General features: G+C 66.5%; 15 protein-coding genes and 1 pseudogene. 14 read left to right on the forward strand and 2 right to left on the reverse strand.

Features of this window, described 5'->3' with window-relative positions:
- Positions 1–234: 234 nt before the first annotated feature.
- A complete protein-coding gene (locus Pla175_RS21205) occupies positions 235–1,368 on the forward strand; it encodes an LptF/LptG family permease (RefSeq protein ID WP_145290264.1) in 1,134 nt (377 codons plus the stop codon).
- 234 nt (positions 1,369–1,602) lie between these two features.
- Positions 1,603–2,439, forward strand: coding sequence for a phosphatase PAP2 family protein (locus Pla175_RS21210; protein WP_197527038.1), 837 nt, complete (start codon positions 1,603–1,605; stop codon positions 2,437–2,439).
- Positions 2,440–2,470: 31 nt separating this feature from the next.
- On the opposite strand, the gene Pla175_RS21215 is transcribed toward Pla175_RS21210, so the two are convergent.
- Positions 2,471–3,268, reverse strand: coding sequence for an enoyl-CoA hydratase/isomerase family protein (locus tag Pla175_RS21215; protein ID WP_145290271.1), 798 nt, complete (start codon positions 3,266–3,268; stop codon positions 2,471–2,473).
- Positions 3,269–3,702: 434 nt separating this feature from the next.
- Between Pla175_RS21215 and Pla175_RS21220 the strand changes: the two genes are divergently transcribed.
- On the forward strand, positions 3,703–5,148 hold the full coding sequence (locus Pla175_RS21220; protein WP_231954566.1) for an RNA polymerase sigma factor RpoD/SigA: 1,446 nt from the start codon (positions 3,703–3,705) through the stop codon (positions 5,146–5,148).
- A 140-nt stretch (positions 5,149–5,288) separates the two neighbouring features.
- Here the strand turns inward: Pla175_RS21220 and Pla175_RS21225 are convergent, their stop codons facing one another.
- A complete protein-coding gene (locus Pla175_RS21225) occupies positions 5,289–6,215 on the reverse strand; it encodes a metallophosphoesterase (protein ID WP_145290274.1) in 927 nt (308 codons plus the stop codon).
- A 68-nt stretch (positions 6,216–6,283) separates the two neighbouring features.
- Here Pla175_RS21225 and Pla175_RS21230 point away from each other — a divergent pair, with 68 nt between their 5' ends.
- The 11 genes and pseudogenes from Pla175_RS21230 (at position 6,284) to Pla175_RS21280 (ending at position 24,939) form a co-directional block, all read left to right on the forward strand.
- Positions 6,284–7,699: a hypothetical protein gene (locus Pla175_RS21230; RefSeq protein WP_145290277.1), complete on the forward strand. Its 1,416-nt coding sequence runs from the start codon at positions 6,284–6,286 to the stop codon at positions 7,697–7,699.
- Between the two features lie 82 nt (positions 7,700–7,781).
- Positions 7,782–9,413, forward strand: a complete 1,632-nt coding sequence (gene lnt, locus Pla175_RS21235) for an apolipoprotein N-acyltransferase (protein ID WP_145290282.1) — start codon at positions 7,782–7,784, stop codon at positions 9,411–9,413.
- A 121-nt stretch (positions 9,414–9,534) separates the two neighbouring features.
- Complete coding sequence (locus Pla175_RS21240) at positions 9,535–11,310, forward strand: ABC-F family ATP-binding cassette domain-containing protein (protein WP_145290285.1); 1,776 nt, start codon at positions 9,535–9,537, stop codon at positions 11,308–11,310.
- Between the two features lie 24 nt (positions 11,311–11,334).
- Complete coding sequence (locus Pla175_RS21245) at positions 11,335–12,210, forward strand: SAM-dependent methyltransferase (RefSeq protein WP_145290289.1); 876 nt, start codon at positions 11,335–11,337, stop codon at positions 12,208–12,210.
- 830 nt (positions 12,211–13,040) lie between these two features.
- Complete coding sequence (locus tag Pla175_RS21250) at positions 13,041–13,598, forward strand: hypothetical protein (RefSeq protein WP_145290292.1); 558 nt, start codon at positions 13,041–13,043, stop codon at positions 13,596–13,598.
- Between the two features lie 163 nt (positions 13,599–13,761).
- Positions 13,762–13,980 carry a molybdopterin converting factor gene (locus Pla175_RS21255; protein WP_145290295.1) on the forward strand — a complete coding sequence of 73 codons (219 nt, stop codon included), beginning with the start codon at positions 13,762–13,764 and terminating at the stop codon, positions 13,978–13,980.
- 114 nt (positions 13,981–14,094) lie between these two features.
- Positions 14,095–15,120, forward strand: a complete 1,026-nt coding sequence (locus Pla175_RS21260; RefSeq protein ID WP_145290299.1) for a hypothetical protein — start codon at positions 14,095–14,097, stop codon at positions 15,118–15,120.
- Complete coding sequence (locus Pla175_RS21265) at positions 15,011–15,658, forward strand: hypothetical protein (protein ID WP_145290302.1); 648 nt, start codon at positions 15,011–15,013, stop codon at positions 15,656–15,658. The genes Pla175_RS21260 and Pla175_RS21265 overlap by 110 nt, the downstream gene beginning before the upstream one ends.
- Before the next feature lie 17 nt (positions 15,659–15,675).
- A complete protein-coding gene (locus tag Pla175_RS21270) occupies positions 15,676–16,371 on the forward strand; it encodes a ThiF family adenylyltransferase (RefSeq protein WP_145290306.1) in 696 nt (231 codons plus the stop codon).
- Between the two features lie 1,574 nt (positions 16,372–17,945).
- A pseudogene (locus Pla175_RS21275) lies at positions 17,946–20,261 on the forward strand (choice-of-anchor Q domain-containing protein); the annotation flags it as partial.
- 424 nt (positions 20,262–20,685) lie between these two features.
- Complete coding sequence (locus tag Pla175_RS21280) at positions 20,686–24,939, forward strand: RHS repeat domain-containing protein (protein ID WP_145290312.1); 4,254 nt, start codon at positions 20,686–20,688, stop codon at positions 24,937–24,939.
- The last annotated feature ends 12 nt before the right edge of the window (positions 24,940–24,951 follow it).

Raw genomic sequence — 24,951 nt, forward strand, 5'->3', positions numbered from 1 at the left:
GATGAGAGACCGCTGCTACTCAACGGATAGGTCACGCCCGGCACGCGGGCAAGCAGGAACCCGCCACGCCCGCTGGAGTTCGAGAGGTACTAGCTGAGCTTTCAGACAAACCGGCACATCCGCTACAGTCCCGCTCATCCGCCCCCGACACGCGGACCGATGCAACCGACAAGCCGTCACTGCGCCGCCCTTGGGCGCTACCCCCCTTCTGCTTCGACCGCCCGATAGGCGCCCGTGGGAATCCTGAACCGGTACATCTTGTGGGAAACCCTGAAGGTGCTGGCCGCATCGATGGCCGTGCTGACGCTGCTGCTGACCTTTGGCATGGCGGGCAAGGAAGGGGTCCGCAACGGCCTGCCGCTGCCCGTGGTGCTCTGCACCATGCCCTACTTCTTGGTAGAGATGATCGGCTACGCGCTGCCGGGCTCGGCGCTGCTAGCGGTTTGTAACGTGTTCGGGCGGATGAGCGGCCAGAACGAGCTGGTGGCGATGAAGAGCCTCGGGATCAGCCCCTACCGCGCCATCCAGCCGGTGCTGGTGCTAGCGACGCTGCTGAGCATGGCGACCGTGATTAGCTTCGATATAGCGGCCCGCTGGAGCCGCCCAGGCTTCCAGACGGTGCTCAGCCAGTCGCTGGCGGAGATCGCCACCGGCGTGCTGCGGGCCGGTCAGTCGTTCAACTCCCCAAAGTTTTCCGTCGCGGTCCGGCAGGTGCAAGACGGCCGGCTGATCGATCCCACCATCTGGATGGCCGCCCGCGCGGGGCAGCCGGAGGTGCTGATCGTGGCCCGTGAGGCGGTGCTCCGCACCGAGCCGGAGGGGATGGTGATCTCGTGCAGCGGCGCCGAGGCAGAGATCGGCGCCGAGGGCGAGGCGGCCTTCCCCGAAGACATCGAGATGTTTATCCCGTTCGATTCCAAGCAGCGGCCCGTCCATCGCGACTGGCTGGCGATGCGAGAAATCCCGTGGCAGGTGGGGGTGCTGAGCCGCGAGGCGGACGCTATCCGGAAGAAGCTCGAGGCCCACGAATACAAAGACTCCAGCGCCGCGGCGCAGACCCACCTCGAAGGGGTCGAGCGACAGGTTCGCCGGCTCGAGGCAGAACCCTACCGCCGGTGGGCGAACGGCTTTAGCTGCCTGGCGTTTGTGCTGCTGGGATCGCCGCTGGCGATCCTGCGACGCAGCGCAGACTTCCTCGGCAGCTTCTTTACGGCGTTCTTGCCCATCTTGGTGATTTACTACCCGCTGCTGATGCTCAGCGAAAATCTATCGATCTCCGGGTCGGGGCCGCCGTGGGCCTTTTGGCTCGGGGACGCGCTGCTAGCAATCGCGGGTTGCTTGTTGGTGCGGCGCGTGATCCGCCGGTAGTCGGGGCCGCGGGCGGGCGCCCAGCCTGCCGCCAACCGCGGGACTGGGCGTGGCGGCGCCGGCGACGCCCAAGCCAGCATTGACTTCTTTAGCTCGGGCGACGCAAATAGACATTCTGGTGTAATCCTCACAGCTTGCCGCATTCGATCTAACCGGACCCCTCGCCGGCGCCGAAGACTACCTATGAGCTTGTCTCCGGGAATCCGCCGTCGGTCTTGGATGGGTCTGAATCGCATGGCGCAGCAAGCCGTTCGCATCCTGAGGTTACACGTCGCAGGCCGCGACGCGACGACCCCACGCGGCAGCCGATGGCTGTTGTGGGGCCCCCTGCTGGCGCTGCTGGGATGTCTGCTGATCTTCCGCATGACGTATGCAGACATCGCGGTCTCCGAGTGCTGCTACTGCCAGCTCACCGAGCGCTGGCCAATGGCCGACGCCCAGCCGTGGCTGTCGCTGTACGAGTACGGCTGTCTGCCGGCGATGGTGCTGGGGATCGGCGGTCTGCTGACCACGCTGGTATGCGTCTGCCTCAGGCGCGGCAGGAAGCCGCGACGCGCCGGGCTGTTCCTGGCGCTCTCACTGCTGCTGGGCCCCGGGCTGCTGGTGAACTTCATGCTCAAACCGATGATGGGCCGGCCCCGTCCGGCGCAGACCGAAGTGTTTGGCGGCGAAGAGTCGTTCGTGCTGGTCGGCACGCCGGCGCAGCTCGAAAACTGCCGGTCGTTCCCCTCGGGGCACGCGTCGATGGGCTTCTACCTGATGGCCCCGGCGTTCATGCTTAAGCGCAAGCAGAAGAAGCTCGCCGCAGCGTTTCTAGCGCTCGGCATTGGTTTTGGGCTGCTGATGGGCGCCGCCCGGATCTTGCAGGGCGCCCACTTCGCGAGCGACGTGCTCGGCGCGGTGATCTGCGTCTACATCGGGGCGCTGGCCGCGAAGCTGATCCTGGGCTTCGGGGGCTGGGCGGACCGGGTGTGGCCAGAGGACCTCGCCGAAACGGCCCAGGCGCCCGCGTCGGCGCCAACACCAACCGCCGCCCCGCCCACCGTGTGGGGCGACCGCGTGGCGGCGTAACTGCACCGGCCCAGCAGGCTTGGCCCTGCGGCTACTTCCACTCCGGCGGCCGGCCGGCCAAGAACGCGTCGAGCCCCTCTTGGGCAGACTCGGTGGTGCGGGCCATCGCCGCGGCGATGGCGCCCCCGGTAAGCTGCGACATCATCGGCTCGCCGATCGTCTCGATCAGCAAACGCTTGCTAAGGCTCACCGCTTCGGGCGACCCCAGGGCGCACTGCCGCCCGATTTGCTCGCTGCGCTCGCGAGCGGCTTGGCCGTCGGCGGCGACCTCGTGGACGATCCCCAGCCGCATCGCTTCGACCGCCGGGCAAGGCTCGCCGGTCAGCATCAGCCGCGCCGCGGCGCCGGCCCCGATCCGGAACGCCAGCAGCGGCCCCACCAGCCCCGACACCAACCCGAACCGCGCCTCGGGCAACCCAACCACGGCCGACTCCACCGCCAACGCGATGTCGCAGGCCAGCACCAGCCCGGCGCCCGACGCCAGGGCCGGGCCATTCACACAGGCCACCAGCGGCTTGGGGAACCGCAGCATCTCGAGGTAGAGCTCGCGGAGCTCGTCCACCTCTTCCCCCCAGCGGGCCTGATCGGCCTGGGGGTCCTCGGTGGCGGTCGCCAGCTCGCGGAGGTCGCGTCCGGCGCAGAAGGCCTCGCCGGCGCCGGTCAGGATCACCGCGCGGACGCGCCGCTCTTGATGCAGGTCGAAGAGGGCCTCGCGCAGCTCGTAGATCATCGAGCGCGACAGCGCGTTGCGACGCTCCGGCCGGTTGAGCAAGACCGTGCCCAGTTCTGCATCAACGCGGACTTCAACGCTGTGATTCTGAGCCACCATGCACCACCGCGTGGGGAGAAACCGCAAGAGGGAACCGCTCCGGGCTCAGGATAGCGGACGGGGTGGGCCGCGTCGCGGTAGCGGATGTTTCCGAATTGCACCAACACCGCTGCGGGTTGTTGCGTATGGGAAACAGGGCCAGTGGGGTCGCCTGGCAAGCCGGGCGCCCTAAACAGCGATGATTTCACACCTTACGTCGATTCGCTGGGCGACTTGCGCCCGTCGGCGCCGGCCGTGCAATAGGGGCACGCCGGATGGCTCGCCGCCGGGCCCTCCGCTCTTCTCCGCCCAGCTAGGAGCTGCCTGTGTCCCAGTCCCGCAAGAGTTCGCCTGCTCGCGTCGCCGCCCTCCCCCAGCGCAACCGCAAGGCCGCCCCAGGCGTCGCGAGCAAGGCCAAGGCTTCGCGTCCGGCCAAAGACGCGATCGACACAGAAATCTTTGAGGCCGATCTCACTGAAGACGCCCCCGAGGAGCACGACAGCGAATCGCACGTCGACGACCCCGTTCGCATGTACCTGATGCAGATGGGCGAGATCCCGATGCTCAACCGCGAAGAGGAGGTCAACTCCGCCCGCTCGATCGAGGCCACCCGAACCCGGTTCCGCCGCACGCTGCTGTGCAACGACTTCGTGCTGCACGGCGCCACCGACATGCTGGAGAAGGTGCACCGCGGCGAGCTGCGGCTCGACCGCACCATCGAGATCTCGGTCACCAACACCAGCGAGAAGAAGCGGATCATCAAGCGGCTCGGCCCGAACCTGAAGACCATCCGCAGCCTGCTGACGCTCAACGGCGCGGACTTCCGCATCGCCGTGAGCCGCCACAGCAGCCCCGCCGAGAAGCGGACCGCGTGGCGGCGGCTGATCGTGCGACGCAACAAGGTGGTGCGGCTGGTCGAAGAAATGAACCTGCGGATCGGCAAGCTGCTGCCGCTCATGGAGCAACTCCACGAGATCGGCCGCCGGATGGCGGTCATCAAGGAGCAGTTCGGCGAGCCGGACCGCATCCTCGGCGGGCGCCACGAGGACGAGCTCCGCCAAGAGCTGCGGTACCTGATGAAAATCACCATGGAGAGCCCCGCGACGCTGGCCCACCTCACCGCCCGCGCCAAGGAACGCCGCGGTTCGTACGACGCCGCCAAGCGGCGCCTGTCGGCCGCCAACCTGCGGCTGGTGGTGTCCATCGCCAAACGCTACCGCAACCGCGGGCTGTCGTTCTTGGACCTGATCCAGGAAGGCAACACCGGCCTGATGCGTGCGGTCGACAAGTTCGAGCACGCCCGCGGCTACAAGTTCAGCACCTACGCCACCTGGTGGATCCGCCAAGCGATCACCCGCGCCATCGCGGACCAAAGCCGCACCATCCGGCTGCCGGTGCACATGATCGACACCATGAGCAAGATCCGCGCGGTCACCGCCAACTTCCTGCAAGAACACGGCCGCGAGCCCAGCCCCGAAGAGGTGGCGGACATCTCCGGGCTGTCGATCGACGACGCCCGCTGCATCCTCAAGATGACCCGCCAGCCGCTGTCGCTCGATCAGCCGGTGGGCGATCATGAAGACAACTACTTCGGCGAGTTCCTCGAAGAGAAGCGAGAGGACGACCCGCTCTACGAGACCAACCTGCAGATGCTGAAGGTCCGGCTGGAAGAAGTGATGGTCGACCTTAGCTTCCGCGAGCGGGAGATCATCAAGCTGCGGTACGGCCTGACCGACGGCTACAGCTACACGCTGGAAGAGGTCGGCAAGATCTTCAGCGTCACCCGCGAACGGGTCCGGCAGATCGAATCGAAGGCGGTCCGCAAGCTGCAGCAGCCCTACCGCTGCCGCCCGCTGGCGAGCTTCCTCGACGGGGTGGAGCTGCCCGCCGACGTGAACTAGCGGCGTGTGTGGCGGCGGACGCAGGAGCATCTTTGGGCGAGCCGTTGGCGTCAGCCAACGGAGTGCGTAAGCATGCGGCTACAAGATGCTGCGGTTTGTAGTAGCTGAGTGCCGCAGCGTGCTGATAGTGCTCCGGCGGCTTACGCCGACGGCTCGCCTGGCGGTGGTGTTTTTCCGGTCAGGTGGAACCGCGTGATCTCTGGCCGCGAGCCTAGCCGCACGCGCGCTTTGTAGCCCAGGCCTCGGTTCACGTAGAGCACCCGGCCATCCCCCAGGTCAACCAGGCCGGTGCAGTACCGCTTGTTCTTGATGGGGGCGAACACCACGCCGTAGCCCGGCAGGCGTAGCTGGCCGCCGTGGGTGTGGCCGCACAGCACCCAGCCGCGGTAGCCGTCCCACTCGGCGGCGGGGAGGTCGAGCCCGTCTGGGTTGTGCGTCAGCACGATCGACGCTTGGTTGCGGTCGAGCAATCCGAGCGTCTCCCTCACGCGGATGCGTCTCGCCCACAGGTCGTCCGTGCCGGCCACCTGCAGGCCGTGCACTTCTTCGCACTGGTTCAACAGCCAGCGGACGCCGTGCTGCTGCAAGGCGTCACCGAGCGCCTCGGCGGGGACCGGGTTCTTCGAGCCATGCCCGTAGTCGTGGTTGCCCGGGATGGCGATCACCGGGCGGCGGTCGGGCCGCAGCAGCGAAACCGTGTCCGCGGCCCGCTGGGCGTACTCCGGGCCGTCGCAGGTCATCAGGTCGCCGGTGACGACGATAACGTCGGGCGACATCGACTCGACGATCCCCATGGCCCGCTCGAGGTAGCGCTGGTCGACCACCGGTCCGACGTGCAGGTCGCTGAGCTGCACCAGCGTCTTTCCCTCGAGCCGGCCCGGTAAACCAGCGATCGGCATCGGGCGCTCGACCACCTCGATCCACTGCGGTTCGAGCCGCCACGCGTAGGCCGCGGCGCCCAAAGAGCCGACCGCTAGCACTTTGCCGGCCCGGCGGAGGAATTGTCTGCGATTGACGGGCACGGCCGGCGACGCGAAGTTTGGGGGGACGGAGAGCGGTCGGGGCATTATCCCTTGGCCTGCCAGCACAACAACGCACAAAATCCGACCGGTGGGACCCCCGTTCTGCCTAAACCGTGAATCAGCCAACGTTTCTGTCGAGAAATCCCTTTCTCCAGCTCTCCCTGATTGCCCTGGTGGCGGCGACAACCGCCGGCTGCTGGACCGAGGTGGCCATGGACGAGCCCTCCGGCCCGCCCGAGCCGGCGCTGGGGGCAGAATCAGCCCAATCGGACGCCCCACCGTTCGAGCAGGCCTCTCCCAACCCCCTAGCCCGCGACGCGCCCGAGGACCTGCCCGCCCCGGTCCCCAGGGCCGCGGACCCCGACGCAACCGCCGACCGCTACGCCGATACCCCGCCGACGGCCCCCGTTCGCGCCCCCTGGGAAGCGGCCGATCCCGACAACGCCGCGCCACCCGACGAAGAGCTGTTCGCGGGGCTTGCCGCACAGAGCGCCGATCAAACCCAGGAGCCAGCAGCCGCTGCCGCGCCCCAGCCGAGTGATCCTGCGCCTGCCGACATGATTGACTCAATCCTGGATGGGTTGGAGCCCAGCGAGCCGCCAGCCGCCGAAGCTCCCCCGCAGGAACCGCCCCCGACCGAGGCGCCCGCTGCCGAACCGCCGCCCGCGGTAGCCGACCGCTACGCACCGACGCCCGCGCCGGCAGCAACGCCCCCGGCGCCCGCTGAAGCGGCCGCGGAAACGCCCCCCCAAACCGCGAGCGATCCTCCCCCGTTCAAGTTCCCCTGGGACGAAGACCCGCCAGCAGCGCCGTCGGCGCCCGCCGCCGAGGTCGTGGAGGCGACGCCAAAGCCCGAGGCGCCGAGCCTGGCGGACCCAGTCGAGGGAGACCCAGTCGAGGGAGGCCCAGCCGTGGCGCCCCCCATCCTGCCTCCCCCGGCCGCGTCACCCCCGGTCGAGCTTCCGCCCCCGACGGCGCCTAGCGATGCGGGCAAAACGCGCAGCGTCTCGATCTCTGTCGCAAACACCCGGCGGATGGCGTGGGCGTTGGGGGGCAAGATCGGGGTCGCCTACCTCCCTGCCCTGGGCGCCGACAACGACCCGCAGAGCCGCTGGGAGATCGAGGCGCTCTGCGAAGCGCTGGGGCTCCCCTCTTCCGTCGGCGACGCCGAAGCGGTCACGGCGCCGAAGTCTGCCCAGCCGGGCTCCGACACGTCGATCACCCAGCTTCTGGCCGCCGGCCGCACGGTCGGGGCCGAACTGGCCCAGAAGCACGGCCGGGCCCACGCGGCGCTGCTAGAAGCCGCCCTCAAATCGACCGCGGCTGTGTCGCTGTGCGCTAGCCGACCCGACCTGAACAAGCCGCTCGCCGGCGCCATCGAGAAGGCCTGCGGCCGCGCCGGCATCCCCGACCCGATGTGGCGCCCGCTGGTTGACGACCTCAACACCGGCGCCCCGCCAGACAAGGTCCGCCAAGACGCGGATGCGATGTACGCCCGGGTAGGCGATTGGCTCGACACGGGAACCTAAGACCGGTCCCGCCCGTGGGGCGGAGTAACGGCAGATTCTGGCAGGCGAGGCCTGCCCTACCGATCACCAACCCGCGCTGACGATGACGACCGTTGAAGAACAGCCCCCGGCGTCCGCGCTTCGCGTCTTGCTGGTCGCGCTGGTAGGCAGCGTGCTGTTGTTCCTGGCTCAACCCCCGGCCGAGCTGTTTGCGCTGGCGTGGGTGGCGCCGATGTTCTGGCTGGCGATCGTCGCGTCGCTTGGGCCGCTGCATCGCCGCGGCTACGCCGCGGTGTGGCTCGCCGGCGTCGTGTACTGGCTGCTCACGCTGCACTGGATCTGCCTCCCCCACCCGCTCACGCCCATCGGGCTGGTGTTCCTGGCCGCGTACCTCGGCTGCTACCTGCCGGCGTTTGTCGCGGTTAGCCGGCACGCGGTGCACCGGCTGCGGGCGCCGTTGTGGCTCGTGGCGCCGGTGGTGTGGACCGCCGGCGAGTATGTTCAGGCCCACCTGTTCACCGGGTTCTTGATGGGCGCCATCAGCCACTCGCAGGCGCCCTGGACATCGCTGATCCAGATCGCCAGCGTCGGCGGCGCCTACAGCGTCTCGTTCGTGGTGGTGCTGGCCGCCGCGGCGGTCTATGAGCTGGTTGGCGCCACTTCGCGTCGCCCCGCCGGGACGCCGCTTCCGCTAGGCAAGGCCGTCGGGTTGGCGCTCCTCATCGTCGCCGCGGTGGCGGGCCCGCTGCTGTGGGGACGGGCCGCGCTCGCATCCGCCGTCGCGCGTCCCGGCCCGACCGTCGCGCTGGTGCAGGCCAACATCCTCGCCGTGTGGGACCACGAAGAGGGTCGCAGCCAGAGGATCATGGACACCCACATGCGGCTCTCGCGCGAAGCGATCGCGCGGGCCGAACAGGATGGCAAGCAGATCGACCTGCTGGTTTGGCCCGAGTCGATGTTCCGCAGTTGGTTCGTGACCTACGACGGCGGCGTCCCCCCCAAGGAACCGGGCGCCGCGGAGCTCGACCTCAAGACGCTGGCCGAAGAATTGGGCGTGAACCTGCTGCTGGGCTGCGACCGCTTCGACGCAGACAGCAACGACACCACCAACTACCGCGGCTACAACTCTGCCGTGATGGCCCGAGCCGACGGCACGCAGGTCGCCATGTACGACAAGACGCACCGGGTCCCCTTCGGCGAGTACATCCCGCTGGCCAGCAACATGCCGGCCATGTACTACCTAACCCCGATGAGCGGCGGCCTCACCCCCGGCGAAGGCCCGGCAGCCGCCAAGCTGGGCGCGTTTACCTACGCCCCCAACATCTGCTTCGAGACGGTTGTCCCCCAGGTTATCCGCCGCCAGGTGCGCAACCTTGCGGAGCGCGGCGAGAAGCCCGACGTGCTGGTGAACGTCACCAACGACGCCTGGTTCTGGGGCCAGAGCGAGCTCGACATGCACCTCAATTGCAACATCTACCGGGCCGTCGAGAACCGCACCCCGCTCGTGATCGCCGCCAACGGCGGCCTGTCGGCCGTGATCGACGCCTACGGCCGGGTGCTGGAGGAGAGCCCCCGGCAAGAAGAGACCGTAATCGTCGCCCAGACGCCGCTGGGGCCGGAGGGGATGAGTTTTTATTCGCGGTATGGGGATGTGTTTGGGTTGGTGTGCGTGGGGCTAAGTGGGTTAAGCGTCGCTGCGTTTTTTGTAGGATGGGTCAGCGTCCGCCTGCAGTAGACCCGACCCATCCTACAAGCGCTTCGCGCACCGCCGCCCCACCGCGTATCATCCCTCCCTAGCCCCCAACTCCCGCCCCGCCTTTCTGACCCCTTAGCCCCTCCGCCGCAGGCGGACCCAGATGCCCGTCGTCCTGACCCTCCAAAACGGCTACAAACGCTACGGCGATCAAATTCTCCTCGACGGCGCGAGCTGCGCGCTCGCGGACGACCAGAAGGTCGGCCTGATCGGCCGCAACGGGGCGGGCAAGAGCACGCTCTGCCGGATCCTGCTGGGCGACGAGGAGCTCGACGCCGGCGAGGTGGTCGGCAGCAAGAAGCTCCGCCTGGGGTACCTGCGGCAGCACGACCCGTTCTTGCCGGAAGAAACCGTGATGGGCTTCTTGATGCGCGACAGCGCCAAGCCCGACTGGCAGTGCGGGCAGGTGGCGTGGCAGTTCGCCATCAGCGACGCGATGCTGGGCCAGCAGGTCCGCGAGCTCTCCGGCGGCTGGCAGACCCGCGTCAAGCTGGCGTCGCTCTTGCTTCACGATCCCAACCTGCTGATCCTCGATGAGCCGACCAACTTCCTCGACCTGCGTACGCAGATGCTGCTGGAGCACTTCCTGCAGAACTTCAAGGCGGGCATCTTGGTCGTGTCGCACGATCGCTCGTTCCTCAAACGCACCTGCACGCACACGCTAGAGATCTCGCGCGGCGAGCTGACGATGTTCCCGGGCGACGTCGACGCCTACCTGCAAAACCTGGAAGAGCGCCGCGAGCACGACGAACGCGCCAACGCCGCCACGCTGACCAAACGCAAGCAGCTCGAACGCTTCATCGCCGAAAACCGCGCCAACGCCAACACCGCCAGCCAGGCCCGCAGCAAGGCCAAGCAGCTCGAGCGCCTGCAAATGGTCGAAGTGGCCGGCAAGGAGCAGTCGGTGCGGTTCAGCTTCCCCAAGGTCGAGCCCCGGCAGGGCCCGGCGCTGCGGACCGAGGACCTGGCGATCGGCTACCCCGACCGGATGGTCGCCGGCGACGTGCAGGTAGAAGTGGAGCACGGCGCCCGGCTCGGCATCGTCGGCGACAACGGCCAGGGGAAGACCACCTTCCTGCGCACCATCTGCGAATCGATCCCCCCCAAGCGTGGCCGGCTGAAGTGGGGCTACGGCGTCCACATCGGCGTCTACGCGCAGCACGTCTACACGTCACTGCCAGAGAACGACTCGGTTGAGGACTACCTCTACCGCCAGGCGGCCCCCGGCACCAAGGATCAGCAAATCAAGGACGTCGCCGGCAGCTTCTTGTTCAGCGGGCAGCTCGCGGAGAAGAAGATCAAGGTGCTCAGCGGCGGCGAGCGCGCCCGGTTGGTGCTGGCCGGGCTGCTGCTTGAGCAGCACAACGTGCTGATCCTCGACGAACCGGGCAACCACCTCGACGTGGAGACGGTCGAGGCGCTGGCCGACGCGCTGCACCGCTACCCGGGCACCGTGCTCTTCACCAGCCACGACCGCTACTTCATGCACACGGTAGCGACCGAGGTGATCGAGGTGCGCGACGGGCGCGTGATCTCCTACCCCGGCACGTACGACGAGTACGTCTACCGAACCCAGAAGGAGATCGACGACGGCCTGCGCGCCGAAGCCGCCCGCCACCCCGACACGCAATCCGGCGGCGGCGCCGACGACAAGAAGGCCCGCGCCCGCGCCGATCGCGACTCGCAGAAGCGTCTCAAAGCCGTTGAGCGGAAGATCGCCAAGCTAGACGACGAGCGCAAGGCGCTCACCGCCAGCCAGGCGACCCTGACCGGCGCCAAAGAAGCCCAAGAGGCGCACGCCAAGCTCGCGGAGCTCAACGCCGAGATCGGTTCGCTGGAGAGCGAGTGGCTGGAGCTGTGGGAAGAGGTTGAGGGTTGAGCCCCGCTCAATCATGATTGGGGCATGAAACCCCATCGAGCCAGCCTGACCGCGCAGGGCGCCGCGGTGCTCCGAGCGCTCGAGTCCGAGAGGGCGCCCGATCGCCGGGTCTGCTTCGACCCCTATGCTCGGCTGCAGGTCGGCCGCCGGCTCACCGCGTGCGGCGATGCCCCGCTCCCCCAATGGGCCGCCACCTGGCTCTTCCGCCGGCTTTGGCCCGGGTTTTTAGAGTTCGTGGCGGCCCGCACCCGCCGCCTCGACGATCTGCTTGAGCAAGCGCTGCGCGACGGCGTCCGGCAGGTCGTCATCCTCGGGGCCGGCTACGACTCACGGGCCTACCGCTACAGCCAGCATTGGCAAGACGTCGCCCTGTTCGAGGTCGATCACCCCGCCACCCAGGAAGAAAAACAGCGGCGGCTGCTAGACCTGTTCGGGCAGCTCCCGGCGAACGTGGCCTATGTTGGCCTCGACCTGAACGTCAACACGCTCGCCGACCGGCTCGCCCACTGCGGCTACGACCCTGCGCTCAAGACGCTGCTGCTGTGGGAGGGGGTCACCTACTACCTCGACGCCCCGGCGGTCGACGCCACGCTCGGGTTCGTCCGCAACCACACGGGGCCCGGCAGCTCCATCGTGTTCGACTTTACCTTCCCCGAAGTCATCAACGGCGGCTGCCGACGGCGAGAAACCCTCGCCTGGCGCAAGTACGCCCAGGCCAACGGCGAAGCGCTGAAGTTCGGCATCCCCGCCGACGGCGCCGCAGACTTCCTAGCGCCCCGCGGCTTCGCACTAACGCATCACGCGGGCAGCGACTGGCTAGACCGCGTCTACTTCCACGACGCCCGCCCGATGAGAAACGTGACGCCCATCTTCGCGATCGCGCACGCCAGCGTCGCGTAGCAACCCGCGGCGAGAAAGCCGCAGGGCTAGAAACCCAATGTCCACTCATCCCCCGGCCAAAAAAGTCGGCCGAAGGGCCGACCTTCCGGCCGGGCTGAGCAGCATCGCGTGTTTGAATCGGAGAGCGGGCGATGGGATTCGAACCCACGACTTCCAGCTTGGGAAAATCTCCGGAAAGCACTGCAAAACAAGCGTTTTTCAAGGGGTTCCTGGCATTCTAGCGGCCCAATCCAATGTATCAAGGAGTCTCACTCTGAATCAAAGAATCCCCGGGGTTTTCGGTATGACTCATTTCGCAAACCGGTACATACCGTTTTGGCAAAGTGCGTTTTTCAAGGGGATTTCGCAGTTCGTCCAACTCATCACCACGCCACCTGCGGCTCACTGATTGGAGGCCAGGACGAGCGTCCGATGTCACATCGGCGCTGGCTGCCTCCCTAACTCTCGACGGAACGCATCTCGTTGGACAAGACTACTCTCTCCCACCCCAGCTCTTTCCCCCCGGCAGACTGCCCCACGCTCGAACACTGCAACGTGCGATCATGGACGAGCTGCGGCGGCACTAAACATTCGCCGTTTTTGCGTAATAAGTACTTGAGGGAGGATTAGCCCGCCGGGACGGTCCAGCACCCGTCGCACGGCGGCCTCTTCCCCATGGGACCTCTCCAGACGCCCTTCTGGCGTCCCCACGCCGCCCCAGCCGCCAAAGGCGGCGTCCGCGGCCGCTGGCTCGCCCGTGAGCTCTCAGCGCCCCACAAGGGCGGTTGTGTTTCCCCCACGACCGCTCTCGGTCTGCGGGGGCGGTCCTTTCCCCAAAGGACGTCCCCGCGATGAATGCGATCTCTTGTACGCCCACGTGGCACGAAGGATTTCTGGAGCTGCTGCCGCGTATAGAACGGCAGGTCCGGCGGTTGCTGCGTGGCCTGAAAGGCGAAGCCCTCGATGACGCCTACAGCGAAGCGATCGCCCAGTCCCTGGTCAACTACCGCAGCCTCGTTGACCGAGGGCTCGAGTCCCGGGCGTATGCCACGCCGCTGGCGGGCTACGCGGTGCGACGCCAGCGCGCCGGCCAACGCGTAGGGTCGAGCCTCGCGAAGCAGGACGCGCTGGAGCCGGGGCGCCGCGAGGAAGAGGCCACGGGCTGGGCCGAGCTGGTCGCGGACCGCCACGCCACCCCAGCCGAGATCGCCGCGGTCCGGGTCGACTTCCGCGACTGGCTCGACCACCTACCCGAAGTGAAGCGGCGCCTCGCCCAGACGCTGGCCGACGGGGAGACGACCCAAGGCGCCGCTGAGTTGTTCGGCGTATCGGCGGGGCGGATCAGCCAGCTGCGGCGAGAGTTGGCCGAGAGCTGGCGGGCGTTCACCGCGGCGCCGGCGGCGGCGTGACGCGAGTAGGCGCCAGCCGCACCGCCGCGTGCCCATCTCAACACGTTCTCGTAGCCCTGTGCCCCCCCCTATCTCCCTGTTCCTTACCGGAGGTCCGTCGCCAGCCCCCAGTCCCTATCCGCCACCAGCGGACCCACCAGCCCCCTAAACCCCGAGTCCAGCCATGAAGATCCTCGTCATCAACAACGACGGCGCCGGCTTCGCGGACTACGTCCACATCGAGACCGGCACTTCGGTCCGCAAGCTGTTCGAGCGGCAGGTCCGCGACCCGCGGCCCGAGAACTACTTGATCCGCGTCAACCGCTTGCCTGCGCCGGCGGACCAGGTCCTCGAAGAAGGAGATCGCATCAGCTTCACGCCGGTAAAGATCGAAGGGGCCTAAGAAAGGAGTTAGGCCTCAGGCATTAGCGGTCAGCGGCGAGCACGGACGCTCGCTCGGCTGGCCATTACCTACCTAGTCCCCAGCCCCTAACCCCGCCGCAATGCGGCGCCTCCCATGAACCCACGCCAGAAGATGTTGTGGCGGGCCGCCTCGGCGATCGCCGAAGTCTACGCCCGCCGTCAAGAGATCCCACCACTTCCTTCAGAGCCGCTGCCGATTGACGCCGTGACGCGGCTGACACGCATGATGCGGCACGCCAATAGGCGTCGGTACCGCACCGCGTCGGCCGTGCTCCGACCGCGTTTAGAGCGGGCCCTCCGCGACCTGGCCGTCGTGGCCACGACCCAGGCCGAGCGGCTGCGTGCAGAGAGGCGGCGTACCCAGCCGCCCCTGGCCGGAACCCTCTACTGGGACCTGCGGGCGATCGACGACGAGTTCCCTCGATTGGAGGTCGACTTCAAGCGGCAGCTGCTGTTAGTCGCGACCGATCCCCTTGAGCTGGCAGAGGTCAGCCTGGGCCCATTCATGATCGCTGTCCATTGGCAGACGCTTGGCGCCGAGCAGCCTAACTACGAGGTGATGGCCCTGCACCCCAACCCACCCGATTCCAACCCGGGAGTCACCCACCCGCATGTGGTGGACGACCGGCTGTGCGAGGGAGAGGGGACACACGTGCTGCAGGCCGCCAGCGTGGAGGGAAGGCTGCACGACTTCGTGCTGATCCTCCGCCAGATCCTCCAGACCTACAACGAGTCGAGTGCGTACGTCGACCTCGACCGCTGGCACGGCGTCCCCTGCATCGACTGCGGCGCCAGTGTGGACGCCGAGGAGCGTGGCCTGTGCGGCCGCTGCGACGCCCAGGTCTGTGACGAGTGCGTGCAGAGCTGCGAAGGCTGCGGAGACAGCTTGTGCCACGGCTGCCGCGAGGAGTGCTCGGGCTGCGATGAGTACGCTTGCCGCTCTTGTCTCGAACCCTGCAGTGACTGCTCCAAAGATTACTGCCACCAGTGCCTAACCGAGGGAGTCTGTGATGCGTGTCTTGAAGAGAAGGAAGCCGCTGCGGAAGCAGAGGCAGGAACAGCCCCGCAGGTCGCTGCGGCTTACGCCCTATGCGTGGGCCAAGCTCCGGTTCCTGCGTGACGCCGGGCCGACCGAGATCGGCTGTTTTGGCGTTACGGACCCCGAGGACCTGCTGCTGGTGCGGGACGTGGTGCTGGTAAACCAGGTCTGTAGCTCGGTCACCGTGGCGTTTGACGACGCCGCGGTGGCCGACTACTTCGACCAGCAGGCCGACGCCGGGCTTAGCCCCCAGCAGTTCGGCCGGGTCTGGTTCCACACGCACCCGGGCGTGTCGCCGCACCCCAGCGGCACCGACGAGGCGACGTTCGCCCGGGTGTTCGGTCCGGCTGACTGGGCCGTGATGGCAATCCTGGCCCGCGGCGGGCGCTGGTACGCCCGTCTGGGAGTGCACGCCGGCCCGGGCGCCACGCAGCGGCTCCCCGTGCGGGTTGCGTGGGACGAGCCGTTTACCGGCAGCGACCACGCCGCGTGGCTCAAGGAGTACGAGACCTGCGTTGAGCAGGAAGACGATTGGGATGAGGTCGACGCGTTCGGTGAGCGGCTGTTCGGGCTCGACCTGGGTGTCGCCCGGTCCCTCTGGAGCTGTCCCACCGACTAACAACAGGTTCTGATGCTATGAGTACGACCCAGATAGAAGACCGCTTCGTGCGGCAGGCACAGCTCGTGCCGCAAGCGAGGCTGGCGTCACTCGACGTAACAGTGGTCGGCGTCGGCGCCGTTGGGAGGCAGGTTGCGGTGCAGCTCGCCTCGCTTGGCGTGCGTCGGCTGAGGCTAGTCGATTTCGACGCGGTCGACGCGAGCAACGTAACCACCCAAGGGTACGCCCGCGGCGATGTCGGCCGACGTAAGGTTGATGCCTGCCGCGACGCGGTGCTGGCGATCGATCCAGAAGTCAACGTAGACGCAGTGCACGACCGCTGGCGTCCGGCGATCCCACTCGGGGACGCGGCCTTCTGCTGCGTCGACTCCATCGACGCCCGCGCGGCCATCTGGCGGGGGGGCGGCAGCCTTGTCGACTTCTGGGCCGACGGGCGGATGCGGGGCGAGACGCTCCGGGTGCTTACTGCGTTCGATGCCACTAGCCGCGAGCACTACGCGGCCGCGCTCTTCCCGCAGCACGAGGCCCAGGCGGGCGCCTGCACGGCGAGGTCGACGATCTACGCCGCCAGCATGACCGCGGGGCTGATGCTCAGTCAGTTCGTGCGATGGCTGCGGGGGCAGCCGGTGGACGCCGACCTGTCGCTCAACCTGCTGGCGAGCGAGCTTTCTGTTCCAACCCTTTTAGCCAAGGAGGCAACCATTGTCGGGTAACGAAAACGGGCGGGCCTCTCGCCCCGGGTTCTGGTCGCAGCCTCCCTCCTGCGCAGTCGTTTATTGGGTGTGCGTAGTCGTCGTTTTCCTGCTCACCACCGCGTTCTGGCCGACCGTCATCATGCTCGCCCTAGGGAGCGTCTTCGCCTGCTGCGTGCTGGCGAGGCGGAAGCAGGCCGTAACTAGGCCAATGCCTAGGAGGCGGGTCCAGCGGCGGCGGTAGCGATCGGGGCGGTGTTCCACTCCCTGCGGGCCGCTTCGGACGCTGCTGCGTCCGGGCGGCCGGCGGGGGGACTGGGGGCTTCAAGGCGGGACTTTTTCTTAGCCCTCAGCGGGTCGGAGAGTTTGTTGTTAGCAACAAACTTGAACCCGTGCGGCTCACTCCGCTTCGCCGACGTTGACGACTCCCTTGCCTACGCGATTGCCCCCACTGCTGGCCAGTCGTCTATGCTCGCGATTGACCGGCGGGTCGTCGCGGGATGTGATTGGTGGCGAGGCTCTAAGAGGATTTCTTCCTAGCCCCTATATTGCCTGCATTCAGCGGGTACCTATCTTACTGCGATGGCCGCCGACCGCCGCTCGCTTGCACTCCGAGCAGCCAAGTCGCCGAAGAGCCAAATCCAAGAAAATCGCCTGAGGTGGGTTGGCGGCTGACGAAGCCGTGGTACAACTTCGCTGTTCGGAAAAATCGCCCCCAGCGATGGCGGGCAATTCTCATCGCGGAGGGCGCCGCTATGCAGCGATTGCCGAGTTCCTGGACGAAGAAGCTGCCTTTTTTTGGTCCCGTCCGCTGCTCTCGATCGGCAGCGGACCATCGCCGAAGCGACCGACGCCACCGTCGCTCGCGGTTCGAGACGCTCGAGACCCGGGCGATGCTCGCGACGGACACGTACGTCGTCACGCTGGCGACCGACGTCACCGATCCGAACGACGGCCAACTGACCCTTCGCGAGGCGATTTCGCTGGCCGGGGCGGACGGTTCCGGCGACCAAGACCGGATCGAGTTTGACCCGTCGCTCCGCGGCCAAACCATCACGGTTTCGCAAGAGCTTTACGTCGCGTCCGACGTCACTATCGTCGGCCTAGGGATGGGGGAGACCATCATCAGCGGCGGCGGGCAAAGCCGGGTGTTCCACACCTACGCGTACGGGGTAACCCTTAGCCACCTGACAATCGCCGACGGGTACACGACGGGGTACGGCGCCGGCATTTGGGCGGTCGGGTCCTTGACGCTCGCGGGGGTGGAGATCCGCGGCGGCAAGGCGCTCGACTTTGCCGGGGCCATCTACAGCCACCAGGGCGATCTGAACATCCAAGGGTCGTACATCCACGACAACGAAGCCCAGCGGGCGGGCGCCATCCACAAGCGGACCCAAGGGACGGAGGTCACGCGGATCGAGGGGACGACGATCTCTAACAACAGAGCGAAGGACCTATCTGGCGCCGGCAACAACGTATTCGGCGCCCTCGTTTATGAGGGTTGGTCGGCCGCGGGCACATCGCACACGATCGTCAACTCGACGATCAGCGGAAACACCGCGTCCCAGATCGCAGCGATCGCGGCGAGGGGCAACATGCCGCTACTCATCTTGAACTCCACAATTACGGAGAACCAAGCCTCCTACGTAGTTAGCGGCATTCACAATCTCAATCAGGCCGCCTCGATTACGATCCAGAACTCGATCATCCTTGGCAACCCTGATGGCCACTACAGCTCCGACGTCTGGGGTGCGATCACCGCAGAGTCATCCAACAATCTGTTCGGCTACGCGGAGTATTTGACCTCCGCTCAGCTCGAACCGGAGAAACACAATGACCGAGGAATCCACACGCACGCCGCGGCCGGTTTGGCGCCCTTGGGCGACTACGGCGGGCCGACGCAGACGTACGCGTTGATCGCTGAAAGCCCGGCCATCGATTCCGGAAGCAATCTCGCGGCGGCGGGGTTGTACTTCGACCAACGCGCTGGCAAAGGTGAGTCGTACGTTGATCGAATCGCGGGCGGTGCCGTCGATATCGGGGCCTACGAATACGGTTCGCAGTACATAAGATTGGGACCGCCGATTATCGTGAACGACGGCTTTGATCTGTCGTACTCTGCCGAGAGCTGGATAGCGAGCAATGAATCGGGTGCTTCGGTGGTGGTTTGGCAAGGGGTGGGCCCGGAAGGACCTGGCGTCTACCGCCAGCAACTGCACCCAGGGGTATCTCAGGCCAGCCCGCCGCGGCTGGTCGACCTGGGACAGGATGGCTCGGCGGCGGTTTCTCCGCGCGTCGCCATGGACGGAGAGGGCCGATTCGTCGTCACCTGGCGCGTCGCTAGCGGCGTTGACGCCGGGATCTGGCTGCGTCGCTATGCGGCGGATGGTTCTCCCATCGACCCCTTGCCGATCCGGGTCAACGACAATCTGGCGAGCCCCTTTACCCCGACGATTGTCGCCAACGAAGCTGGGCGGGTGGTTGTGGTCTGGAAGACCGAAGAGGGGGACCTCTACTTCCGCCGCTACTCAACCAGCGGGCTAGTTCTCGATTCTTCCCCCCGCGCCGCGGTGTCGGGGGACGGCAGTGACGTCTGGTCGGCCGGGTCCGGGCGTACGGCAGCGATCGCAGCCGACGGCGCTTTCTGGATCGCGTACTCACGGAAAACCGGCGAGAGCGTTGAATCGACTCGCACGCTTGTCAGGAGATTCTCTCCCGCTGGAGTCCAGGAGTACGAATCTACCCTTTCGGAGGGCGGTTCTGAGTTTGGCGATGGAGAGTCAGCGGGGTTCGGACTCATTCGCGATATTGTCGCCGGACACGACGGCGGAGTCTTGGTGTCGTGGCTGCGGCTTGCAACCACGTTCCAAGATCCCGATGGCCCGGATTATCAAGAGAAGCTGTACGTGACCCGCGTCGACGCCCTGGGCTCGATCGGTGATTCCACCCTGGTTGTCGTCGGGGAAGGGACAGATGGATGGGTCGAGACGGAAGTGGGGATCTACTGGCAGGTGCGGGAGATCCAGATCTCGCAGCCTTCGCTTTCTGTCGACTCGTACGGGCGCTTCGGCGTCGCTTGGGAACACTTTGCCGACCACGCGATTGTCGGCGAAGAGTTCACGCTCGACGAGTACGGCAACGTGGCGCCTTGGGTCGAAGGCGATCAGGTGGACGAGTATCTGTCGTTCGGTGTGCGCGCAGCCTGGTTTGAACCCGACGGCGATCGGATCAATCAACGGGCTGACGTGTTGGCAACGAGCGACCCTTCCGTCTGGGAACACCGCGTCCCCACGATGGCGGCCTCGGCATCTGGGGAGTTCGTGATCACCACACGCGTGGGCGTCCAGTTACAAGCCCGCAAGATCACGCTGCCGCAGTACGCGACGATCGACACCTCGGGAGGACTGCTCTTCGATAACAGGCTGCTGCAACGCCCGACAACGGTGATCGGCTCGCGGCTAATTCAAGGCAAGCGTTTCGTCACCCTGAATGGAGAGCTAACGCCCTATTTGACGTCACAAGTTAGCGCACTTGAAGTCGTGGGAGGCCCCAACTCAGAACGGATCGACCTCAGGCAGGTCACGGCTTCGACGTTCCCAGGGCTGACTGGCTCGTCGATCGAGGTCCACGCCGGGGCCGGCGACGACACGGTGATCGCATCGCCGCTCGGCGGGACGTATTTCGGTGACGGGAACGACGACCATCTCTTGGGGGGTGACGGCGAGGACGCATTCCATGGCGGCGACGGGGACGACCTGCTGCTTGGAGGGGGAGGGGACGATACGCTCGTAGGCGGGGAAGGCAACGATGTCCTGCTGGGCGGTGATGGCAACGACGAGCTCTATGGCGGCCTCGGCGACGACGACCTCGATGGCGACACGGGCGACAACGTTCTGTGGGGCGAAGCGGGCAACGACCGCTTGGCTAGCCGCGGGGTGGGAAGCCAAGTGCTGGTTGGCGGAGTCGGCGCAGACGTGTTCGTCGTCGACGGCGCCGGCGGGGGGACGCTGGCGATTGAGGACGAGTCGGACGGCGTCGGAGAAGAAGACGGGTTCGCCACGCTCGACTTCTCGGCGCTGAGCGTCGCCGTGGCGCTCGACCTGGGCGCCGCGACGCTCTCGATTGGCGGAGTCGCGGCGACGATTTCCGGCCGCTTCGAGCGCGTCATTGGCACGGAGCAAAACGACCAGCTCGCCGGCGACCAGCACGCCAACGTGATCGACGGCCGAGGGGGGGGACGATGCCCTCACCGGCAACGGAGGCGCGGACCAACTATTCGGCGGCCTGGGCAATGACACGCTCAGCATCGGTCCGGGAAGCCCTCTCGGCGGTTTGATGCATTTTGATGGAGGGGCGGGAGACGACACGTTTGAGCTGTCGCAGACGTCCTCGAACTCCACGGTGACGATCTACGACGCGTCCGGGACGAGCGACACGCTAGACCTGGGGACCCTTATTCCGACGTCCAGCGCTATCACTGACCTAGCGGCCGGGAAGTCCTACACATTCGGCTTGGTCACCGTCGACGGCGCGACCGCATCGATCGAGTCGGTCGACCCGGATGTCCATTCTCCGGTCTCTGATGCTCCCTACTTCGAAGAGACGCTCCCGCAGAAGGTATTGGAGTACGGCGCCCCCATCACCTTCGACGTGGAACTCCCGGCTGGGTTCTCCGTTGAGATCGAAGCGGGCGCGCCGGCGGGGGTGACGCTTTCTGGCAGCGGCGGGCAGCGCACCCTCACGGCAGGTGCATCACTGGACCCGGGTTATCACCGGATTACCCTGTTGGCCAAGGACGGAGCGGGGAACGAGCAGGACCGGGTCTGGCTGTTCGCACGCGGCACATCAGGCGATTCGTCCCCGTGGTTCAATGGGTATGACGCGCTCAGTGGCGGCACGCTGAGCGGGGATGACTTCACCATCGACGAGGGTGAGGCGTTCTCGGTAGAAGTCGGGTTCACCAACGCGTCGAGCTTCGCCCTGGCGCCGGGCTTCCCCCGCGGTGCGGCCATCGACCCCACGACGGGGGAGTTCTCGTGGACCCCGACAGAAGACCAGGACGCGGCCGAGCCTTACGAGATTACAGTCCTCGCTGCGAGTGGCGGGGATCGCCCGCTGCAAGCCCGCAAGACGTTCTTCGTACAAGTCCAGGAGGTCGCGTCCTTCCCGGTGTTCGTGGCCGGCACGGTCGGGCTTCCATATCTCAAAGATGAGGTCAACGAGACCACCGCCGACGCGACGATAGTCGGCGAGGTTGTCGGTGACGGATCGCTCGAGTTTGTGGACGTGGAAGCGACCTTCAGCTCGGGAAGCACGGTCTATGTGCCGCTCGACACCGACCCCGACGACCCCTCGCGTGGCCGGTTCGTGATTGAGCCGCGTTTGGGACTCGAATTGACGGCGGACGAAGTGAACACGGTCACGCTGAGGCTCCGAGAGTGGAAGCGAGATCAGAATGGTCAGTACGGTTATGAATTCCCTGATCCTGTCGATCAGAGCTCTGCGATCGCAGAGCTCGAATTCACGCCAACGACCACGCACGACCCGCCGGAGTTCGATCCTGCGGATCCGGTTCGGCTCAAGCATGACACCGGCGCCGACGACACCGACGGTGAAACCGTAGACCCCACGATTGTCGGCGGCATCATCAACGATGGACGCCGCGACGGGCACAAGGTCCTCGTGTACGACGGCCCGAAAAGCGCCGGAATCCTGCTCGGCTCGACGCAGACCGACGCAGAGGGCCGATTTGAGTTCACGCCGCGAGGGCTATCCCCGGGGCTGATGAAGACGCTCGATGTCGTCGTCGAAGAACGGGCGCCGCTGGCTGAGTTAGGGTCGGTCGAAGAGTTGACGGGCATGGTACCGGTGAAGCTAGTCGAGGGAGGGCTGCCAACGATCGGTCCGCTAGGGTTCTCGAACCATACGGGTTTCGTCGACCCCAGTGGCCTCGTGCGTCTGGGCCCGGTTGTCGAGGGCACGCTCGTCAATCCCAACGGCGAACCCTACCCGGTCGATGGCGTGGTCGTTCAGTTCGTAATTGCTCCGCCGGACGACCCGGGAGCGACGACGCTGGAGTACACGGCGCCGAGCGATGCGCAGTTCGCTGCCTCCACGCTGGCCGCGGTGTCCAACAGCACAGGAGCGTTCAGCGTCTTGTTGCCAGAACGTGACCTCGCCCAAAAGCGCGTCTGGGCGAGGGCGGTTGGCTGGGACAACTACGCGCAAAAGCTTCTTTCTGGAGACGAAGAAGACTATGCCTTTGTTGATATAGACGCCTCAATTGACGCGCCCGCACAAGCCCCGGGCCAACCGGCGCTATCCCTGCGCTATTCCACGGGGGGTTCCGTCAGCGATCCGACGATCAACGCCACGGTCGTTGCCAATGGGCCGACCAGCAACATCATTGTCCGCTTCTACCGTGGGTCGATTGACGCGGGAGTGATTGCTGCATCGACCCCCGTCACGAACGAGCCAGTGAACTTCCTCGGCTGGACCCCGCTCGGCGCAGATGGGATAGCCCACTTTACCCCTGTTGGCCTGACGCCTGACGAAGGGACGGACATAGTCGCCGTGGCGACTCGGGTATCCGCCACGGGCGCAGGTCAGTCGAGCGGGGCGTCGGCCCCCCTTTCGGTGACCCTGGCCGACGCCCCGTCGGTCGGCCTCTCTGCCCCGCTGCTGTTGGCGTACGAAACCGCCGTCGGTTCCGGCGTCACTGCCGATCCGGTAATCGAGGGGACGGTCACGTACGCCGGCGATAAGACCCGGCTGGTCGTGGAGTACGAGATCGTCGGCGGCAATGAACCCATCGTAGGGACAGTTAAGCCCGACGCGAACGGCAAGTTCGGGTTCACGCCGGTCGGATTGACGCCGCCACAGGGCGGCTACGACATAGGCCAGTACGGTCACCGCTACCAGGTCCGCGTCCGTGTCCGAGTTCCGGATTACTCCGCCCCGATGCCGCTCTTCGACGGGAACGACGTGGCGTGGTACGGCAGCGCGGTGGTGTACGGCCAGGGGACCACTGACTGGGACGCTACGACGGTCGATGGATGGCTCGACAGCGTGATTGCCCCAGGCGGCCTCAACGCATCGGACCCATGGCTCGCCTCGTCCTTCGACCGCGACTGGTCGAACCAAGTCAGTGGCTTCACGGGCGCTTGGTCTTTACCGCTCGGGTTCACGTACGATCCGCTCATAGGGGCCGCTTCCCTGGACGACGGCGGCCTGTCGCTCGCGTCGCTCACGCTCCCCGAACCAGCGGGATCGCCTGTGATCGTCGGCACGCTTGGCCGCGTCGCGGGCTCGGGCGGCGTCGAGGGGCTCACCGTGAAGGTGTCGCTTGGACGAGGGACGGGCGACTTCGAGTTCGATGGCGAGACCACGACGGGCGAAGGGGGAGCGTTCAGCTACGCCGCCCAATACTATTGGCCGGGCGAAATCAACCGGGTGCGGATCGAGGTTTACGCGACCCCGTACGGCGCCGCTGCTCCCGAAAAGCTGGTCGAGTTCGAAACCTATGATGACGACCCGATCGAGATTGCCCCGGCGGTTGACACGGGACTTGTCGTCGCCGAGCTGGCGCTGCGCTCGCCGGTCCCCGGTTCACCGACGCTCTCGGCGATCGACCCCACGCTCAAGGGCAGCATCGCGGGCCCGGCGGAGCTCGCTCTGCGGCGGGTCGAGTTCGACTACGACGGCGACGGCCAAGCCGACGACGCGACGCTGACCGACGCGCTGGGGGGCTTCGACTTCTTCCCCACCCACCTCACGGCCCAGGCGGGCGTCCCCAGCGTCGTACGCGCACGGCTGGTTGGGACGGCGGTCGACGCTGCTACCCAGGTCGAGCACACCACCTACGGGGCGTGGAACGAGGTCGAGTTCACCCTGTTGCCGACGCCGGACGTCGCCTACCTGAGTCTGCTCAACGATACGGGCAAGCGTGAGGGCACCGGTACGGAGCCGATCCGGATTTTGGACCGCATCACGAGCGACCCCACGCTGCACGGCTACGTTGGCGACGGTAGTTCCGAGGGCTACTACACCGTCGAGTTCGACCACGATGGCGACGGCGTCGCAGACGGACGCACATCGACCGACGCCAGCGGCTACTTCCGCTACGAGCCTGAAGATCTCGCTAACGGCTACCACAACATCCGCGCCCGGGTGGTGAAGCTGCTCGCCGCCGACGGCGGGCCCACGGCGACTTGGACGCCGGTGACGGCGACCGGAAACGTAAATGATGGGTTTGGGATTTGGGTCGTCCCACCGGCTATCGTACAGGTCACAGAGGTTAGTCTGGCGAATCCAAGCAGTTCGATCGATCCGACGCTCAGGGGCGCCGTCGTAGCTAACCCTGGGCCGGATGCCTATCCTGCCGAAAACACGCTTGTGGAGTTCTTCTACGACGCGAACGGAAACGGGGTTATCGATCCCGATTCCGCTGCTGATTTCAAGCTCGGCGAGACGACGACGGACGGTGACGGACAGTTTACGTTCGTTCCGGTGGGGCTCCCGTTCGATTCTGTCAAGGTGCTCGCCAGGGTCGGGCAGTCGGTGCGATCCACCGATCACGATCGCCTTTAGCGCCGCCGCAAG

The sequence above is a fragment of the Pirellulimonas nuda genome (genome assembly GCF_007750855.1).
Lineage (GTDB): Bacteria > Planctomycetota > Planctomycetia > Pirellulales > Lacipirellulaceae > Pirellulimonas > Pirellulimonas nuda.